The sequence below is a fragment of the Massilia sp. CFBP9026 genome (genome assembly GCF_034045165.1).
GTDB lineage: Bacteria > Pseudomonadota > Gammaproteobacteria > Burkholderiales > Burkholderiaceae_D > Telluria > Telluria arenae.
On record NZ_JAXCWH010000002.1, the window covers coordinates 738137 to 752331 of the forward strand.

General features: G+C 67.9%; 18 protein-coding genes. 11 read left to right on the forward strand and 7 right to left on the reverse strand.

The features are described from left to right. Positions 1-51: 51 nt before the first annotated feature. From SOM28_RS07605 to SOM28_RS07620, 4 genes are read left to right on the forward strand one after another with little or no spacing between them, the layout of a single operon-like run. Positions 52-1002, forward strand: a complete 951-nt coding sequence (locus SOM28_RS07605; RefSeq protein ID WP_320467730.1) for a phosphate acetyltransferase — start codon at positions 52-54, stop codon at positions 1000-1002. Between the two features lies 1 nt (position 1003). Continuing rightward, positions 1004-2194 (forward strand): acetate/propionate family kinase, encoded by a 1191-nt coding sequence (locus tag SOM28_RS07610; protein WP_320467731.1) that lies wholly within the window; start codon positions 1004-1006, stop codon positions 2192-2194. After that, complete coding sequence (fabI, locus tag SOM28_RS07615; RefSeq protein WP_320467835.1) at positions 2194-2961, forward strand: enoyl-ACP reductase FabI; 768 nt, start codon at positions 2194-2196, stop codon at positions 2959-2961. Before SOM28_RS07610 ends, fabI begins: the two co-directional genes overlap by 1 nt. Before the next feature lie 16 nt (positions 2962-2977). Continuing rightward, positions 2978-3265, forward strand: coding sequence for an RNA-binding protein (locus SOM28_RS07620; RefSeq protein WP_123068860.1), 288 nt, complete (start codon positions 2978-2980; stop codon positions 3263-3265). Here SOM28_RS07620 and SOM28_RS07625 read toward each other — a convergent pair. The 5 genes from SOM28_RS07625 to SOM28_RS07645 are packed head-to-tail and all read right to left on the reverse strand — an operon-like array spanning position 3262 to position 6175. Further along, positions 3262-4122, reverse strand: coding sequence for an alpha/beta hydrolase family protein (locus SOM28_RS07625; protein WP_123068861.1), 861 nt, complete (start codon positions 4120-4122; stop codon positions 3262-3264). The two genes, SOM28_RS07620 and SOM28_RS07625, sit on opposite strands and share 4 nt — an antisense overlap. Then, positions 4122-4370, reverse strand: coding sequence for a hypothetical protein (locus SOM28_RS07630; RefSeq protein ID WP_320467732.1), 249 nt, complete (start codon positions 4368-4370; stop codon positions 4122-4124). Before SOM28_RS07630 ends, SOM28_RS07625 begins: the two co-directional genes overlap by 1 nt. 52 nt (positions 4371-4422) lie before the next feature. Continuing rightward, positions 4423-4638, reverse strand: coding sequence for a zf-HC2 domain-containing protein (locus tag SOM28_RS07635; protein ID WP_221176147.1), 216 nt, complete (start codon positions 4636-4638; stop codon positions 4423-4425). Beyond that, a complete protein-coding gene (locus SOM28_RS07640; RefSeq protein ID WP_320467733.1) occupies positions 4635-5204 on the reverse strand; it encodes a sigma-70 family RNA polymerase sigma factor in 570 nt (189 codons plus the stop codon). Before SOM28_RS07640 ends, SOM28_RS07635 begins: the two co-directional genes overlap by 4 nt. Continuing rightward, on the reverse strand, positions 5201-6175 hold the full coding sequence (locus SOM28_RS07645) for a catalase family peroxidase (protein ID WP_320467734.1): 975 nt from the start codon (positions 6173-6175) through the stop codon (positions 5201-5203). Before SOM28_RS07645 ends, SOM28_RS07640 begins: the two co-directional genes overlap by 4 nt. Before the next feature lie 234 nt (positions 6176-6409). Between SOM28_RS07645 and SOM28_RS07650 the strand changes: the two genes are divergently transcribed. The 4 genes from SOM28_RS07650 (at position 6410) to SOM28_RS07665 (ending at position 10020) form a co-directional block, all read left to right on the forward strand. Continuing rightward, entirely contained in the window at positions 6410-7852 is a 1443-nt protein-coding gene (locus SOM28_RS07650; RefSeq protein WP_320467735.1) for a catalase, read from the forward strand. A gap of 251 nt (positions 7853-8103) precedes the next feature. After that, a complete protein-coding gene (locus SOM28_RS07655) occupies positions 8104-8646 on the forward strand; it encodes a carboxymuconolactone decarboxylase family protein (protein ID WP_320467736.1) in 543 nt (180 codons plus the stop codon). Next, entirely contained in the window at positions 8643-9164 is a 522-nt protein-coding gene (locus SOM28_RS07660) for a redoxin domain-containing protein (protein ID WP_123069690.1), read from the forward strand. The genes SOM28_RS07655 and SOM28_RS07660 overlap by 4 nt, the downstream gene beginning before the upstream one ends. A 97-nt stretch (positions 9165-9261) precedes the next feature. Further along, complete coding sequence (locus tag SOM28_RS07665; RefSeq protein ID WP_320467737.1) at positions 9262-10020, forward strand: hypothetical protein; 759 nt, start codon at positions 9262-9264, stop codon at positions 10018-10020. Here SOM28_RS07665 and SOM28_RS07670 read toward each other — a convergent pair. Both SOM28_RS07670 and SOM28_RS07675 read right to left on the reverse strand, forming a co-directional pair. After that, positions 10010-10492, reverse strand: coding sequence for a GNAT family N-acetyltransferase (locus tag SOM28_RS07670; protein ID WP_320467738.1), 483 nt, complete (start codon positions 10490-10492; stop codon positions 10010-10012). The two genes, SOM28_RS07665 and SOM28_RS07670, sit on opposite strands and share 11 nt — an antisense overlap. After that, entirely contained in the window at positions 10489-11178 is a 690-nt protein-coding gene (locus SOM28_RS07675; RefSeq protein WP_320467739.1) for a P-loop NTPase family protein, read from the reverse strand. Before SOM28_RS07675 ends, SOM28_RS07670 begins: the two co-directional genes overlap by 4 nt. 161 nt (positions 11179-11339) lie before the next feature. On the opposite strand from SOM28_RS07675, the gene SOM28_RS07680 reads away from it, so the two are divergent. The 3 genes from SOM28_RS07680 to SOM28_RS07690 all read left to right on the forward strand — a co-directional run bounded on the left by SOM28_RS07680 (position 11340) and on the right by SOM28_RS07690 (position 14188). After that, positions 11340-11888, forward strand: coding sequence for a GNAT family N-acetyltransferase (locus SOM28_RS07680; RefSeq protein ID WP_123069686.1), 549 nt, complete (start codon positions 11340-11342; stop codon positions 11886-11888). Between the two features lie 71 nt (positions 11889-11959). Further along, positions 11960-13489 carry a RimK family ATP-grasp domain-containing protein gene (locus SOM28_RS07685; protein ID WP_320467740.1) on the forward strand — a complete coding sequence of 510 codons (1530 nt, stop codon included), beginning with the start codon at positions 11960-11962 and terminating at the stop codon, positions 13487-13489. Between the two features lie 45 nt (positions 13490-13534). Continuing rightward, a complete protein-coding gene (locus SOM28_RS07690; protein WP_123069684.1) occupies positions 13535-14188 on the forward strand; it encodes a MarR family winged helix-turn-helix transcriptional regulator in 654 nt (217 codons plus the stop codon). The last annotated feature ends 7 nt before the right edge of the window (positions 14189-14195 follow it).

The following is a 14195-nucleotide window of genomic DNA, read 5'->3' on the forward strand; positions in this document are numbered from 1 at the left end:
TTGGTACCATCTAATGCTACCATCTTGCGGTCACAGCACGAGGAGACAGTCATGGAACCGGTGAACACGACGCATCCCTATTATGACCGGCTGATCGCCGCCGCTCGGACGCAGGGGCCGGTCACGGTGGCGGTGGCGCATGCCTGCGACCGCTATGCGATCGAAGCGGCGCTCGACGCCGCCCGGATCGGCCTGATCGAGCCGCTGCTGGTCGGTCCGCAAGCGCGCATCCACGCCGCGGCCGACGCGGCCGGCCTCGATATCGGCGCGCTGGCACTGTTCGACACGGAGCACAGCCACGCATCGGCCGCGCGCGCGGTGGAGCTGGTGCGCGAGGGCAGGGCGTCGGTCCTGATGAAGGGCAGCCTGCATACCGACGAGTTGATGGGCGCCGTGGTGTCGGGCTCCACCGGCCTGCGCACGGCGCGGCGCCTGTCCCACTGCTTCGTGATGGACGTGCCGGGCCGCGGCGAGCCGCTGATCATCACCGACGCCGCCATCAACATCATTCCCGACCTGGCGGCCAAGCGCGACATCGTGCAGAACGCGATCGACCTGGCCCGGGTGCTCGGCTTCGAAGGCGTGCGGGTGGCGATCCTGGCGGCGGTGGAAACCGTGAGCGACAAGATGCCATCGACGATCGACGCCGCGGCCCTGTGCAAGATGGCCGACCGCGGCCAGATCACGGACGCGGTGCTCGACGGCCCGCTGGCGATGGATAATGCGATCGACCTGCAGGCCGCGGCCATCAAGGGCCTGGTGTCGCCGGTAGCGGGCCGCGCCAACGTGCTGGTAGCGCCGGACCTCGAAGCCGGCAATATGCTGGCCAAGAGCCTGAGCTTCATGGCCGGCGCGGCGGCGGCCGGCATCGTGCTCGGCGCCCGCGTGCCGCTGATTCTCACCAGCCGCGCCGACACGGTGGCGGCGCGCCTGGCCTCGTGCGCGGTGGCGGTGCTGCTGGCACGCCATCAACTGGCCAGCGCCAGGCTGGCGGGGCGCTGAGATGGGAGCCAGCGACTGCGTCGCCGTCATCAACGCCGGCTCGTCCAGCATCAAGTTCTCGGTGCATCGCCTGCCCGACCTGGCGCTGGCCTTCAAGGGCCGGATCGAGAACCTGTATCGCGGGGCGACCCGCTTCATCGCCCAGGACGCCGACGGCGCCACGGTCGGCGAGCACAGTTGGCCGGACGCGCTCGACCACCATGCAGGGATGGCCTTCCTGATCGACTTCGCCGAACGTGAACTCGATGGCTACCGCGTGCGCGCGGTGGGCCACCGCATCGTGCACGGCGGCGTCGAGTACAGCGGCCCGCAGCGGCTCGACGAGACCGTGCTCGAGCGCCTGGAACGGCTGGTGCCGCTCGCGCCGCTGCACCTGCCGCACAACCTGGCGCCGGTGCACGCCCTGATGGCGCTGGCGCCCGGCCTGATGCAGGTCGGCTGCTTCGACACCGCCTTCCATACGGCGCAGCCGGCGCTGGCCCAGGCCTTCGCGCTGCCGCCGGAGATCACCGATCTTGGCATCCGGCGCTACGGTTTCCATGGTCTTTCGTACGAATACATCGCTGCCACCTTGCCGCAGCATGACCCCGCGCTGGCAGGAGCGCGGGTGGTCGCGGCACACCTCGGCAACGGCGCCAGCATGTGCGCCATGCACGGCGGGCGCAGCGTGGCCAGCACCATGGGCTTCACCGCCGTCGACGGCCTGCCGATGGGCACGCGCTGCGGCGCCCTCGATCCGGGCGTGGTGATCTACCTGATCGAGGAACTGGGCATGAAGGTGTCGAGCGTGCAGCGCCTGATGTACCAGGAGTCGGGGCTGCTGGGCGTGTCCGGCCTGTCGTCGGACATGCGCACGCTGGAGGCGAGCAGCGATCCGCGCGCGCAACTCGCGATCGATTTGATGGTCTACCGGATCGGCCGCGAACTCGGTTCGCTGGCGGCCTCGCTGGGTGGCCTGGACGCGCTGGTGTTCTCGGGCGGGATCGGCGAGAACAGCGCGCGCCTGCGCGCCGCCGTCTGCCGCGACGCCGCCTGGCTCGGCGCCGAGCTCGATGAAAGCCTGAACGCCGCGCCGCCGCCTGGCGTCGCGCGCATCAACGCGCCCGCCAGCCGGGTCTCCGTGTGGCTGGTGCCGGCCAACGAAGAACTCATGATCGCCCGTCATACCATCGATTTACTGGAGACCGCATGATGCACCATCATCCCATCCTGGAAGGCAAGCGCGCGCTGGTGGTTGGCGTCGCCAACGAGCATTCGATCGCCTGGGGCTGCGCCAAAGCCTTCCATGCGCTGGGCGCCGAACTGGTGCTCACTTACCTGAACGACAAGGCGCGCCCGCACGTCGAACCGCTGGCCGCGCAAATCGGCGCACGCTTGCTGCCGCTCGACGTGCGCGAACCGGGACAGCTGGAAGCGCTGTTCGCGGAACTGGCGCAGCTAGGACAGCTCGACATCCTCGTGCATTCGATCGCCTTCGCGCCGAAGGCCGACCTGCAGGGCGGCCTGCTCGACTGCTCGCTGGACGGCTTCCTGCAGGCGATGGATGTCTCGTGTCACTCCTTCGTGCGCATGGCGAAGCTGGCCGCGCCCTTGATGACGCAGGGCGGCAGCATGTTCGCGATGAGCTACCACGGCGCCGACAAGGTGGTGCCGAACTATAACGTGATGGGACCGGTGAAGGCGGCGCTGGAATCGAGCTGCCGCTACCTGGCCCATGAACTCGGACCGCGCGACATCCGCGTGCACGCCATCTCGCCGGGGCCGCTCAAGACGCGCGCCGCCTCTGGGCTGAAGGATTTCGACCTGCTGCTGAGCGATGCGGTGGCGCGTTCGCCATTGGGAGAACTGGTCGACATCGACGACGTCGGCCAGGTGTGCGCCTATCTCGCCTCGGACTTCGCGCGCCGCCTGACCGGCAGCACCGTCTATGTGGACGGTGGCCTGAACATCATCGCCTGAACCCTGGAGCAACACCATGAAAGTCATCCTGTCCGGCCTGCACGGCGACGCCTGCGAAACCGCCATCATCGAAAGCTTCGCGCCTTACTTCCACATCCGCCACGTCGAGATGATCCGCGAAGGCTCGCCCGACAGCCCGTGGGCCGTGCTGCACATCGCCGATTCCTACGAGCGTGCCTGGGAAGCGTGCAATACGCTGCGCGGCGTCTTCCACCGCGGCAAACGCCTGCACATGTACATCCCGCTGCACCAGCCAGACATTTACCACGAGTTCGAGCCGCACCAGCGGGTCGATATCCGCTAGTCTTTGCGCTGTGGGGCGCGATCGTCCACGAGCGCTTCGAACCAGTCCAGGGCCGCATCCCACAAGGGCCGGGCCTGCGGCCTGAAGTAACCCATGTGGCCAAGCCGCAGGTCGGCGACGTTCACCGTCTTCACGAGCGCAGCGCCGTAGCCGGCCATGAAGGCGTCGCGCGAGGACGGCGGCGCCCAGCGGTCGTCGAGCGCATTGTAGGCGACGATGGGCGTGGTCACGCGGGCAAAGCCCAGCGCGGTCTCGCGCATCGCCGGATCGTCGAAGAAGTAGCGCGGGAAGCGGCACCAGCCCTTCCACTGGCGGTAGACACCGCGCGGCACGTCGGCGCCCATGCCGATTCGGCTCCAGGCCAGGTAGCCGTGGCGCCAGACAAGCCAGGGACCGGCGACGCGCCACAGGAAGTGCACCTTCAGCCGCTCCAGCGGCGGCATCCATCCATGCCAGCCGGCCCCGGTACCGAAGGCGACAAGGCCGGCGACCCGCTCGTGGTTCGGCAGCAGGCCGAGCGCCTGGCCGCCGAAGGAGTGGCCGGCCAGCAGCAGCGGGGCGGCGCCGTGCGGCACCGAATCAACCACCGCCGCCAGGTCGAGCCGGGCCCAGTCCAGGAAATCGCCGCCGAAGCCCGCCAGCGACGGCGGGGCCGAGCGGCCGATGCCGCGGTAGTCGAAGGTGGTGACCGCATAGCCGCGCGCCGCCGCATGTTCGGCGAAGCGCCGGTAGAAACCTTGCGGCACGGCGGTGGCGCCGGCCACGACCAGGTGGCCGCGCAGCGGGCCCTGCGCCTCGTAGCGGTCCGCCTCGAGCAGGTAGCCATCCCGGGCGCGGATGGTGATCGGGGTCGCCATCAGGCCTGGGTATGCGCAAGGGTGGAGTGCGGCGCGACCGGCAGCACCTTGGCCCCGATGACCAGGCTGGGTAACTCGGTCACGCCGCGTTCCTTCGCCTGCGGCGTCAGCCCCGGATGCAGGCACAGGTCCACGACCCGCAGGCCGGGGATGGCGGCGCCGAGGGTGAGCGCGATGTCCAGGCACAGGCGGCAACCGTCGTGATAAAGGATGGGAGCGTCGGTGGATGGGGAGGGAAGCTGGGACATGATTGCCTCAATATTATTAGGATTCCTAATGATAATTCAATGGCGCGTCCTGTCAAGCATCGTCCGGCGCCGCATCGCGCGCGAGCAGGGTGTCCAGCTGCGCGAACAGCTGGGCGAACTGGCGCGAGGCTACCTGGCAGGCGGCGCAGCCGGCCAGGTGCGCGGCGAGCTGGCGCGCCTGCTGCGGCGTGAGCGGCTGGTCGCGCGCACTGGAGACGAGCCAGGTGGTGTCGCGGCAGGTGATCGGGGTGGTGATGTTGTCGCTCATTCGGGTTCTCCCCAGCTGCGCACCGTGCATTCGCGCAGGCGCATGCGCGCGCGGTACAGCACCACGCGCAGGTTGGCATTGGTGAGCATGCAGTGCTCTTCGATTTCCTTCAGTTCCATGCCCAGGTATTCGCGCATCAGGAACAGGCGCGCCGTGTCCCCGGGCAGGCGGCGCATGCACAGCTCGACGATGTCGAGCAGCTGGCGCTGGGCGGCGAGGGTGGCGCCGCACATGGTGTCGACGAAGGTGTCGGGATGCCAGGCGCCGTCGGGCGTGAACAGGCCGTCGAATTCGGCCTCGCCATCCGGGACGAGCACGGGCGCGTCCGGCCCCGGCCTTCGGCTGCGGATCAGGTCGACGATCTTGTGGCGCAGGATCCCGGTCAGCCAGCTGCGCAGGGTGGCGCGGCCGGCGTAGCCGTTCCAGCCGCGCGCCGCGCCGATCAGCGTGTCCTGCACGGCGTCTTCGGCATCGGCCTGGCTGCCCAGCTGCAGGCGCGCCAGGCGCAGCAGGAAAGGCCGCTCGCCGGCCAGGGCCTGCCACGGGTCGCGCGCCTCGTCCATCATTGCTTGAGGCGGCGCGACAGCGAGACCGCGTAGGCGGCGCCGCGCGCGTGCAGGATCGGATCGTCGCTGGCCGCGATTCCCGTCGGCAGCGCCAACGGCATATAGACCACGCCGTTGCAGGCATCCTGCGGCGCCTGCCCCTTGACCAGCAGGCGGCCCAGCTCGACCTTGCCGGCGCCCTGCCACACGGTGCTCGGATCGAGCAGCGAATCGCCGGCGGCCGGCAACTGGGCATACAGGGTGAAGCCGACGGTGTCCGCGCCCAGCCGCCTGGCCAGCTCGTCCTGCAGGAACAGGTCGGGCAGGGTCTTTTCTTCGTCGGCAGTCAGGTACTGCACCGCGACGAAGGGTTCGGCGACGATGCGCGCATGCTGCGTCTTCTTGCCGCGGCCGCTGAACACGAAGGCGTTGTTCGAGAAGTAGGGCGTGCTGGCATACGAGCTTGGCGCCGCATGCGCGGCCAGCAGGGCCGGCTGGCGCGTGCCGTCGGGGTGGGCGGCGTTGTGGGCGGCGACCTTCGCCGGGTCGGGCTTGCCGGTGGCCGGATCGGGCACGCGCGCCTGCAGGAAGCTGACGAAGGACTCGGGGGTGGCGGCGAAGAAGGCCGGCTCCGAGATCAGGAGCAGGTCCCAGGTCTCGCCGCCGGCCGCCACGCGCATCGACATGCCGCGCACGCTGCGGCTCTTGTCCGACGCCTTCGGATTGCCGCCGCCAACCGAGAAGCGGACATTGGCCGGCACGCTTTTTTGCCCGAATAGCGGACCGTCGGCGAAGTCGCGCGCGCTCTTCGCGGGCTGGAATTGGCCGACCGCGCAGAAGCCCTTGGCGTGCGAGGCGCGCATGCCGGCGTGCGATCCGAAGGTGCCGTTGAGGGCGTCGACCAGGGCGGCGGGGCTGGTGTCCTGGGCTTGTGCGAGAGGGGCGCCGGCGGCGCCGATGGCCAGCACGGCTGCGGCGAGTGTGTTGTTCATGATGGACTCCTGTTCGAATGGTGGGTAGCGATAAGTCGGCGCATCCGCCGTTTCGTTACAGCGCCGTGTCGTTTTTTTCGCGGGCCTGTGCCGATGCGCTGGCTGATCAATATTCCCAATCACGTCCAGAGGAATTTCCAATTTCTCATTTTAAGTTAGGTGTCCTAACATTCATTCCAGCTTACCGCAACACGAACAAGACGCAAACCCCACCATCCACTGAAGGAGACCGCGATGAACAAGCTGACCACCGCCGCAGGCGCACCCGTCGTCGACAACCAGAACACCATGAGCGCCGGGCCACGTGGCCCGCTGCTGCTGCAGGACGTCTGGTTCCTTGAAAAACTGGCCCACTTCGACCGTGAAGTGATCCCCGAGCGCCGCATGCACGCCAAGGGCGCCGGCGCCTATGGCAGCTTCACCGTGACCCACGACATCACGCGTTATACCAAGGCGCGGCTGTTCTCGGAAATCGGCAAGAAGACAGAGCTCTTCATGCGCTTTTCGACGGTGGCGGGCGAGCGCGGCGCCGCCGACGCCGAACGCGACATCCGCGGCTTCGCCATGAAGTTCTACACGGAGCAGGGCAACTGGGACCTGGTCGGCAACAACACGCCGATCTTCTTCCTGCGCGACCCGCTCAAGTTCCCCGACCTGAACCACGCCGTGAAACGCGACCCGCGCACCGGCATGCGCAGCGCCGACAACAACTGGGATTTCTGGACCAGCCTGCCCGAGGCCCTGCACCAGGTCACGATCATCATGAGCGAGCGCGGCATCCCCAAGAGCTACCGCCACATGCACGGCTTCGGCAGCCATGCCTTCAGCTTCATCAACGCCGACAACGAGCGCTTCTGGGTCAAGTTCACCTTCAAGACGCAGCAGGGCATCGCCAACCTGGACGATGCGCACGCCGCGGCCCTGATCGGACGCGACCGCGAAAGCCACCTGCGCGACCTGTACGACAGCATCGAGGCGGGCGACTTCCCGCGCTGGACCTTGTATGTGCAAATCATGCCCGAGAAAGAGGCCGCGACCTATCGCTACAACCCGTTCGACCTGACCAAGGTCTGGCTGCACGAAGACTATCCTTTGACCGAGGTCGGCGTGCTGGAACTGAACCGCAACCCCGAGAACCATTTCGCCGAAGTGGAGCAGGCCGCGTTCAGCCCGGCCCACGTGGTGCCGGGCATCGGCTTCTCGCCCGACAAGATGCTGCAGGGCCGCCTGTTCTCGTATGGCGACGCCCAGCGCTACCGGCTGGGCGTGAACCACCATCAGATCCCGGTGAACGCGCCGCGCTGTCCGGTGCACAGCTATCACCGCGATGGCGCAATGCGGGTCGACGGCAATCGTGGCGGCACGCCGGCGTATGAGCCGAACCGCCATGGGCAGTGGCAGGAGCAGCCGGACTTTCGCGAGCCGCCGCTGTCGCTCGAAGGCGCGGCCGACCACTGGAACCACCGTGTCGACGACGACTATTATTCGCAGCCGGCCCTGTTGTTCAGGAAGATGTCGCCGGCCCAGCAAGACCTGCTGTTCGAGAACACGGCGCGCGCCATCGCGCGCGCCTCGAGCGAGGTCAAGGCGCGCCATGTCGCCAACTGCACGCTGTGCGATCCGGCCTATGGCGAAGGCGTGGCCCTGGCCATCGCCCGCCACGATGAAGGCATCTGAAGATTTCAATTAGGAGTCCTTGACATTAATCCGGCAGCTGCTATCCTGTGTTCTCGGGCAGTCAGGCAGCCGACATCGCAGCATCCAGGCAGTAGAGAAGCCAGACGTCCCGCGCATGCCGCCGCATGCCGGGCGTCGCGAGGTCGGCAGCATGACTGCTCTTTTTTTAAAGATTAATAGTTAGGACTCCTTTATAAATGGGTGATGTGGCCGCACCCTTCGACCCGGCCACTCGACTGAAAGGAAACATCATGTCCCGTATCGAACTCGTCAACCCGACCACCGCCCAAGGCACCAGTGGCGAACTGCTGCAACAGATCAAGGGCGCCTTCGGCGTCGTGCCGAACATGTTCCGCGGCGTGGCCAACTCACCGGCAGCGCTGACCAGCATGTGGGGCTCGTTCGGCGCCCTCGGCGGCGGCACCATCGGCGCCCGCCTGGGCGAGCAGATCGCCGTCGCGATCGCCGACCGCAACGACTGCCACTACTGCCTCGCGGCCCACACCGCCCTGGGCCAGAAAGCCGGTGCGACGAAGGACGAGATGGCGCAAGCCCAGGCCGGCCAGTCGAGCGACCCGCAGACCGCCGCCGCCCTGCGCTTCGCGCTGGCCGTGGTCGAGAAGCGCGGCCACGTCGACGCGACCGAGGTGCAGGCCCTGCGCAATGCCGGTTTCGACGACGGTGCGATCGTCGAGATCATGGCCCACGTGGCGCTGAACCTGTTCACCAACTACGTGAACGTGGCCTTCGACGTGTCGGTCGATTTCCCCGGCGTGAAGCTGCGCGCAAAATGAACGCGCCACTCTACGACACCGCCGCGCCCGAGTTCGAGGTCAGCGGCTGGCTGAACGCCACGCAGGCGCCGACCCTGGCCTCCCTGCGCGGCAAGGTGGTGGCGGTGTACGCCTTCCAGATGCTGTGCCCGGGCTGCGTCTCGCACGGCATCCCGCAGGCCAAGGGCATCCGCCAGCTGTTCGGACAGGACGAGGTCGCGGTGCTGGGCCTGCACACGGTGTTCGAACACCACGAGGCCATGAACGAGGGCGCCTTGAAAGCCTTCGTCCATGAGTACCGCATCGGCTTCCCGGTCGGCATCGACCGCGCCAGCGACACCGGCCCGGTGCCGCGCACGATGGAGCGCTACGGTTTGCGCGGCACGCCGACCTTGCTGTTGTTCGACCGCCAGGGCGTGCTGCGTCACAGCCTGTTCGGCCGGGCCGAGGATATGCAGGTCGGCGCGCTGATCGGCCGGCTGCTGGCCGAACCCGTCGAGGCCACGGGTTGCGACGGCGACGCCTGCAGCGTGCGTTAGCAACAGCACCGGCGCGGCGCGCCCCCTGGGAGCGGGGGCGCCGCCGGCCACCACAGAACGATTCGATTCACTCGCAAAACAAGAAAGAGAACCTGATATGAAGCTGATCCAGACCACCATCGCCGCAGCCCTGTCGCTGACCATGCTCGGCGCCTTCGCCCATCAGGGTGAGCACAAGAAGGAGCACAACGGCGGCATCAAGAGCGCCCCGACCAAGGGCGTGAAAGCGCCATTCGACATCCACCACACCAAGATCACGACCGAGGGAAATGTCGCGACCTTCCACGTGGCGGTCTCGGGCAAGGCCGGCGCATCGAAGCCAGCCAAGACCGGCAAGCTGGCCGGCAGCAAGGTGTTTTCGTATGTGTGGCCGACCACGATGGATCCGTCGACCGTGGGCTTCGAGCGCGGCGCCGGCATCCTGGCCTTCGCCGTGACCTCGCACCCGGATTTCGACGACACTCCGCTGTACGACGAGAACGGCGACGGCAAGCTCGATAACGACGGCGACCTGTGGCACTCGCACTGGGTAGTGCTGACCAAGGATGTCGCCTGCGGCAAGGACGCGCTCAAGATCGTCGACATCCCGGAAGGCGCCAAGCCGAAGCTGCCCAAGACCTGGCCGGGCCTCCCGATCCTGATCGACAGCCCGGCCTACAGCCCGGTCTTCAAGGGCGACACGCTCGAAGTGAAGGTGCCGTTCGACGACATCACGGTGCTCAACAACGCCAGCTTCGACGGCGTGACGGCGGCGCTGCGCATCAACGAGAGCGTGCACAATCCGCTGGTCTGCGTGGCCGATGTGTTCAAGGTCGCCTCCGGCAACCTGAGCCTGCCGGGCAAGGTCAACCAGTAAGGCCGCCGGCAGGGATGCGCGGCAGCGGTTTTTGCAGGCGCAGCGCATCCATGCCGTCGTGGTAGTAGGCGGCGTGGCGGCCGAATTCCCGGTAGCCGCGTCCGCGAAACAGCGCCAGCGAGGCCGCATTGTCGGCGCGGATCTCGAGGCGCAGGCAGGTGTAGCCGTGGATGCGCGCCTGGCGTTCGGCGGCATCGACCAGCCCCGCGCCGACGCCCCGGCCCAGGTGTTCGGGGTGGGTCGCGATCGAATACAAGCGCGCGATCGTCGAGTTCGCGCGAAACAGCAGCAGGACGTAGCCGCGCAAGGACGTGTCGTCGGCGGCGTCGACCAGCAGGGCGCCGTGCGCGCTGGCGAGCAGGTAGCAAAAGCGCCGCCGGTCGAGCCGGTTGCCGGGAAAGCTGGCGTCCTCGATGCCGACCAGCGCCGCGACGTCATCCAGGGTGGCGCGCCGGATCGGGTTGGCCTTCATCCCCATAATGCATGCGCCGCGCCGAGCTGCGCCGCCGGCAAGGTCGACAGCTTCGGCAAGGTGGCGTATACCTCGTCGTACAGCGCGTGCATCTCGCCGGCGGACTCGGGGTCGCAGGTCTCGGCGTCGCTCACGCAGCGTCCGGGGCCGTAGTCATGCGCCGCCGGCTGGTGCAGGACGACGTTGGCCAGGCTGGCGTCCTGCACCCGCGTCACGTGGGCCAGCACCGCCGCGCGTTCTTCCATGCGGGGACCGTCGGCGCCGCAGACCGCGACGAACAGCACCCGCATGTCGGGATTGAAGACGCGCGCTGCGTTCAGGCGGGCCAGCAAGCGGTACTGGCAATCGAGATCGATCTCGGCGCCGCGCACCGGCACCACCACCAGCCGCGCCGAGGCCAGCACGCAGCGGCATTCCTCGGTGTCGCGCGCGCCGGCGTCGATCAGGATGTCGTTGAACAGCGGGCGCAGGGCGGCCAGCCGCGTCTTGACCGCGCGGCTGCCGACCTGGCGCGTGTCGATCCAGGGCCGCAGCGCCGCGGCGCCGCGTTCGGCGCCCCAGCCATCGTCGCGCGCGGTGTTCATCAGGCATACCCGGCGCCCGCTGCGCGCGCGCAGCACCGCGAGATTGCGCGCGATGACGCTGCGGTCGGGATTGCCGTGCTGGTTGACGATGGCGATGATCATGATGGCCTCCAGTCCAGTTTCGATGGTGACAAGCGTAGCGGGGCGGCCGTAAAAACCGGGAAAAAGACTGGGGATCGGAGATCAATGCCGTGTAAACGTGCGCTGACGCGATCGGCGATGCCGGGATAAGGTGCCGGTCCTCGATCAATCCTGGAGCTGCCATGCCCGACCTTCGCCTTTCCGACCTGCTCACTGAACGCCTTCGCCTGCGCGCACTGCGCCCAGGCGATGCGCCGGACCTGCTGGCGCTGTACGCCGACCCCGAAGTGATGCGCCACTGGATTCACCCGCCCTGGTCCTTGCTGGCGCAGGCGCAGGCGGCGATCGATGAGGCGCAGCGTGATCTAACGAGTGGCCGGGCGCTGCACCTGGCGATCGAGGCGCGGCTCGATGGCCGCCTGGCCGGCAGCTGCGCGCTATACGATATCGCGCCCGAACAGCGGCGCGCCACGCTCGGCTACCTGCTGGCCGCGCCGTACTGGGGGAAGGGAATGGCGCGCGAGGCGCTGCAGGCCATGCTGGGACATGGTCTCGGGACGCTCGGACTGGAACGCATCGAGGCCGAGGTCACGCCGCACAACGTCGCGTCGCAGTCGCTGCTGGCGCGCCTCGGCTTTCGCCGCGAAAGACGCCTGCCTGCCCGCTGGCACGTCGGCGGCGCGACCCGCGATGTCGACCTGTGGGCGTTTACACTCGCTTGCCATGAGTAGGCCGGTTCTTTATACGGTTTTTATGGCTGCGCCGCTAGAGTGGCGGGCAACCCAACTCCGGCATCGCCCCCATGACCACGCACTCCACGAATTCTTCCGAGCCTGATCCCGACAGCGAGGCGCGAACGCGCCGCCTGGTGGTCGTCGACCACGCGCGGGACTGGCGCACGCCCGATGGCGATTGCACCGTGATCGAGGCCGACGACTTCCTGGCGGGATGCGCGTCCGACGAGGGCGCCCTGGTGATCAACCTGTGCGGCAGCTACAAATATCTGTCGGTCGGCTACTACTGCTCGCTGATGGCGCAGGCCCGCGGGCAGCAGGTGCTGCCGTCGGTGAAGACCATCAACGACCTGTCGCGCAAGGCGATCTATACCCTCGACACGGGTGAACTCGACCGCGCCCTGAACGAGGCGCTCGGCGGCGCCGGCGGCGTGCCGATGCCGGTCGCGTTCTCGCTCGATATCCGTTTCGGCATGACCGACTACGCGCCGCTGGCCGCCCTGGCGCGCAGCATCTTCGACACGTTCCCGGCGCCGCTGCTGCGGGTCGACTTCGCACGTGGCGACGCCTGGCATATCGCCGCGATCCGGATGCACGGCCCGGGCGCGCTGGGCGACAGCGAACGCAGCGCCTGCGCCGCGTTGGCGGCCGCCTGGGAGGGCTTGCCGCGGCGCGCGCCGGCCGCACGCCGCTACCGCTATCGCATCGCCATGCTGCATGACGCGCACGAGGAGCTGGCGCCGAGCAATCCGGCTGCGCTGGCGCGCTTCGCCGCCGTGGGCCGCGAACTGGGCCTCGAGGTCGCGCCGGTGTCACGGCTGGATTTCTCGCATCTGGCCGAATTCGACGCCCTGTTCATCCGCGAGACCACCGCCATCAACCACCACACCTATCTGTTCGCGAAGAAGGCCGAAAGCGAGGGACTGGTGGTGATCGACGATCCATCGTCGATCCTGCGCTGCACCAACAAGGTCTATCTGGCCGACCTGCTGCGCCGGCACGGCATCCCCACGCCGCTGACCTTGACCCTGCAAAAGGTCGATGCCGGCGCGCTGGCCGCCATCGAGGCCAGGATAGCCTATCCGATGGTGCTGAAAATCCCGGACGGCGCCTTTTCGCGCGGCGTCGTGAAGGTGCGCGATGCGGATGAGTTCCGTCGCGTGGCGCAGGAACTGCTGCGGCAGTCGGCCCTGATCCTGGTGCAGGAATACCTGTACACCGATTTCGACTGGCGCATCGGGGTGCTGAACCGGCAAGCCATCTTCGCCAGCAAATACTTCATGTCGAAAGGCCACTGGCAGGTCGCCAAGCGCGACGCCAGCGGCAAGGCCGAATTCGGCATGGCGGCCGCCGTACCGCTGGGCGAGGCGCCGCCCGAGCTGCTGGACTATGCGCTGCGGGCCGCTAACCTGATCGGCGACGGCCTGTATGGCGTCGACATGAAGATGACGCCGCGCGGGCCGGTGGTGATCGAGGTGAACGACAATCCGAACATCGATGCCGGCGCCGAGGACAGCGTGCTGGGCGACGAACTGTACCGGATCGTGCTGCGCGACTTCGTGCGCCGCCTGGACCTGCTGCACGGGGCAAATCTCTAATTAGGACTCCTTGACAAACCCGCGTGCTTTGCTATCCTGAAGCACATGGACATCCAACCCGAAACCCCCTGGGACAGCACGCCCGACGTCTCCGCCCGCATCGTCACCGCCATCGGCCGCATCGCGACCGTGCTGCGCGCCGGCATGTGGGAAGTCTCGACCAGCGAAGGCCTCAATCCGGCCCAGGCCGAAATCCTGCACCTGCTGCAGCACCGCACGCGCGGCGTGCGCCTGTCGTGGCTGGCCAAGCAGCTGTCGATCTCGGCGGCCAGCGCCAGCGATTCGGTAGCCGCGCTGGTCAACAAGGGCCTGGTGCGCAAGGCGCGCGCCGAGGACGATGGCCGCGCCACCGCGCTGCATCTCACGCCCGACGGCGAGCGGGTGGCCGAGCGCCTTGGCCACGCGCTGTCGTTCGCCGACAATGCGGCGTCGCGGCTGCCATCCGGCCAGCAGGTGCAGATGCTCACCGGCCTGTTCAAGCTGATCGCCGAACTGCAGAAGACCGACCGCTTCCCCGAGCTGCGCGCCTGCCTGTCGTGCCGCCACTTCGAGGCCAATAAATACCCGGGCGCCGAAGTGCCGCACCACTGCGCGCTGGTGGGGGCGCCGCTGCCCATTTCCTTCCTGCGCATCGATTGCGCCGAGCACGAGCCGACCGATCCTGTCACCCAGCAGCGCAACTGGGCCATCTTTGCCTGACGAGGAA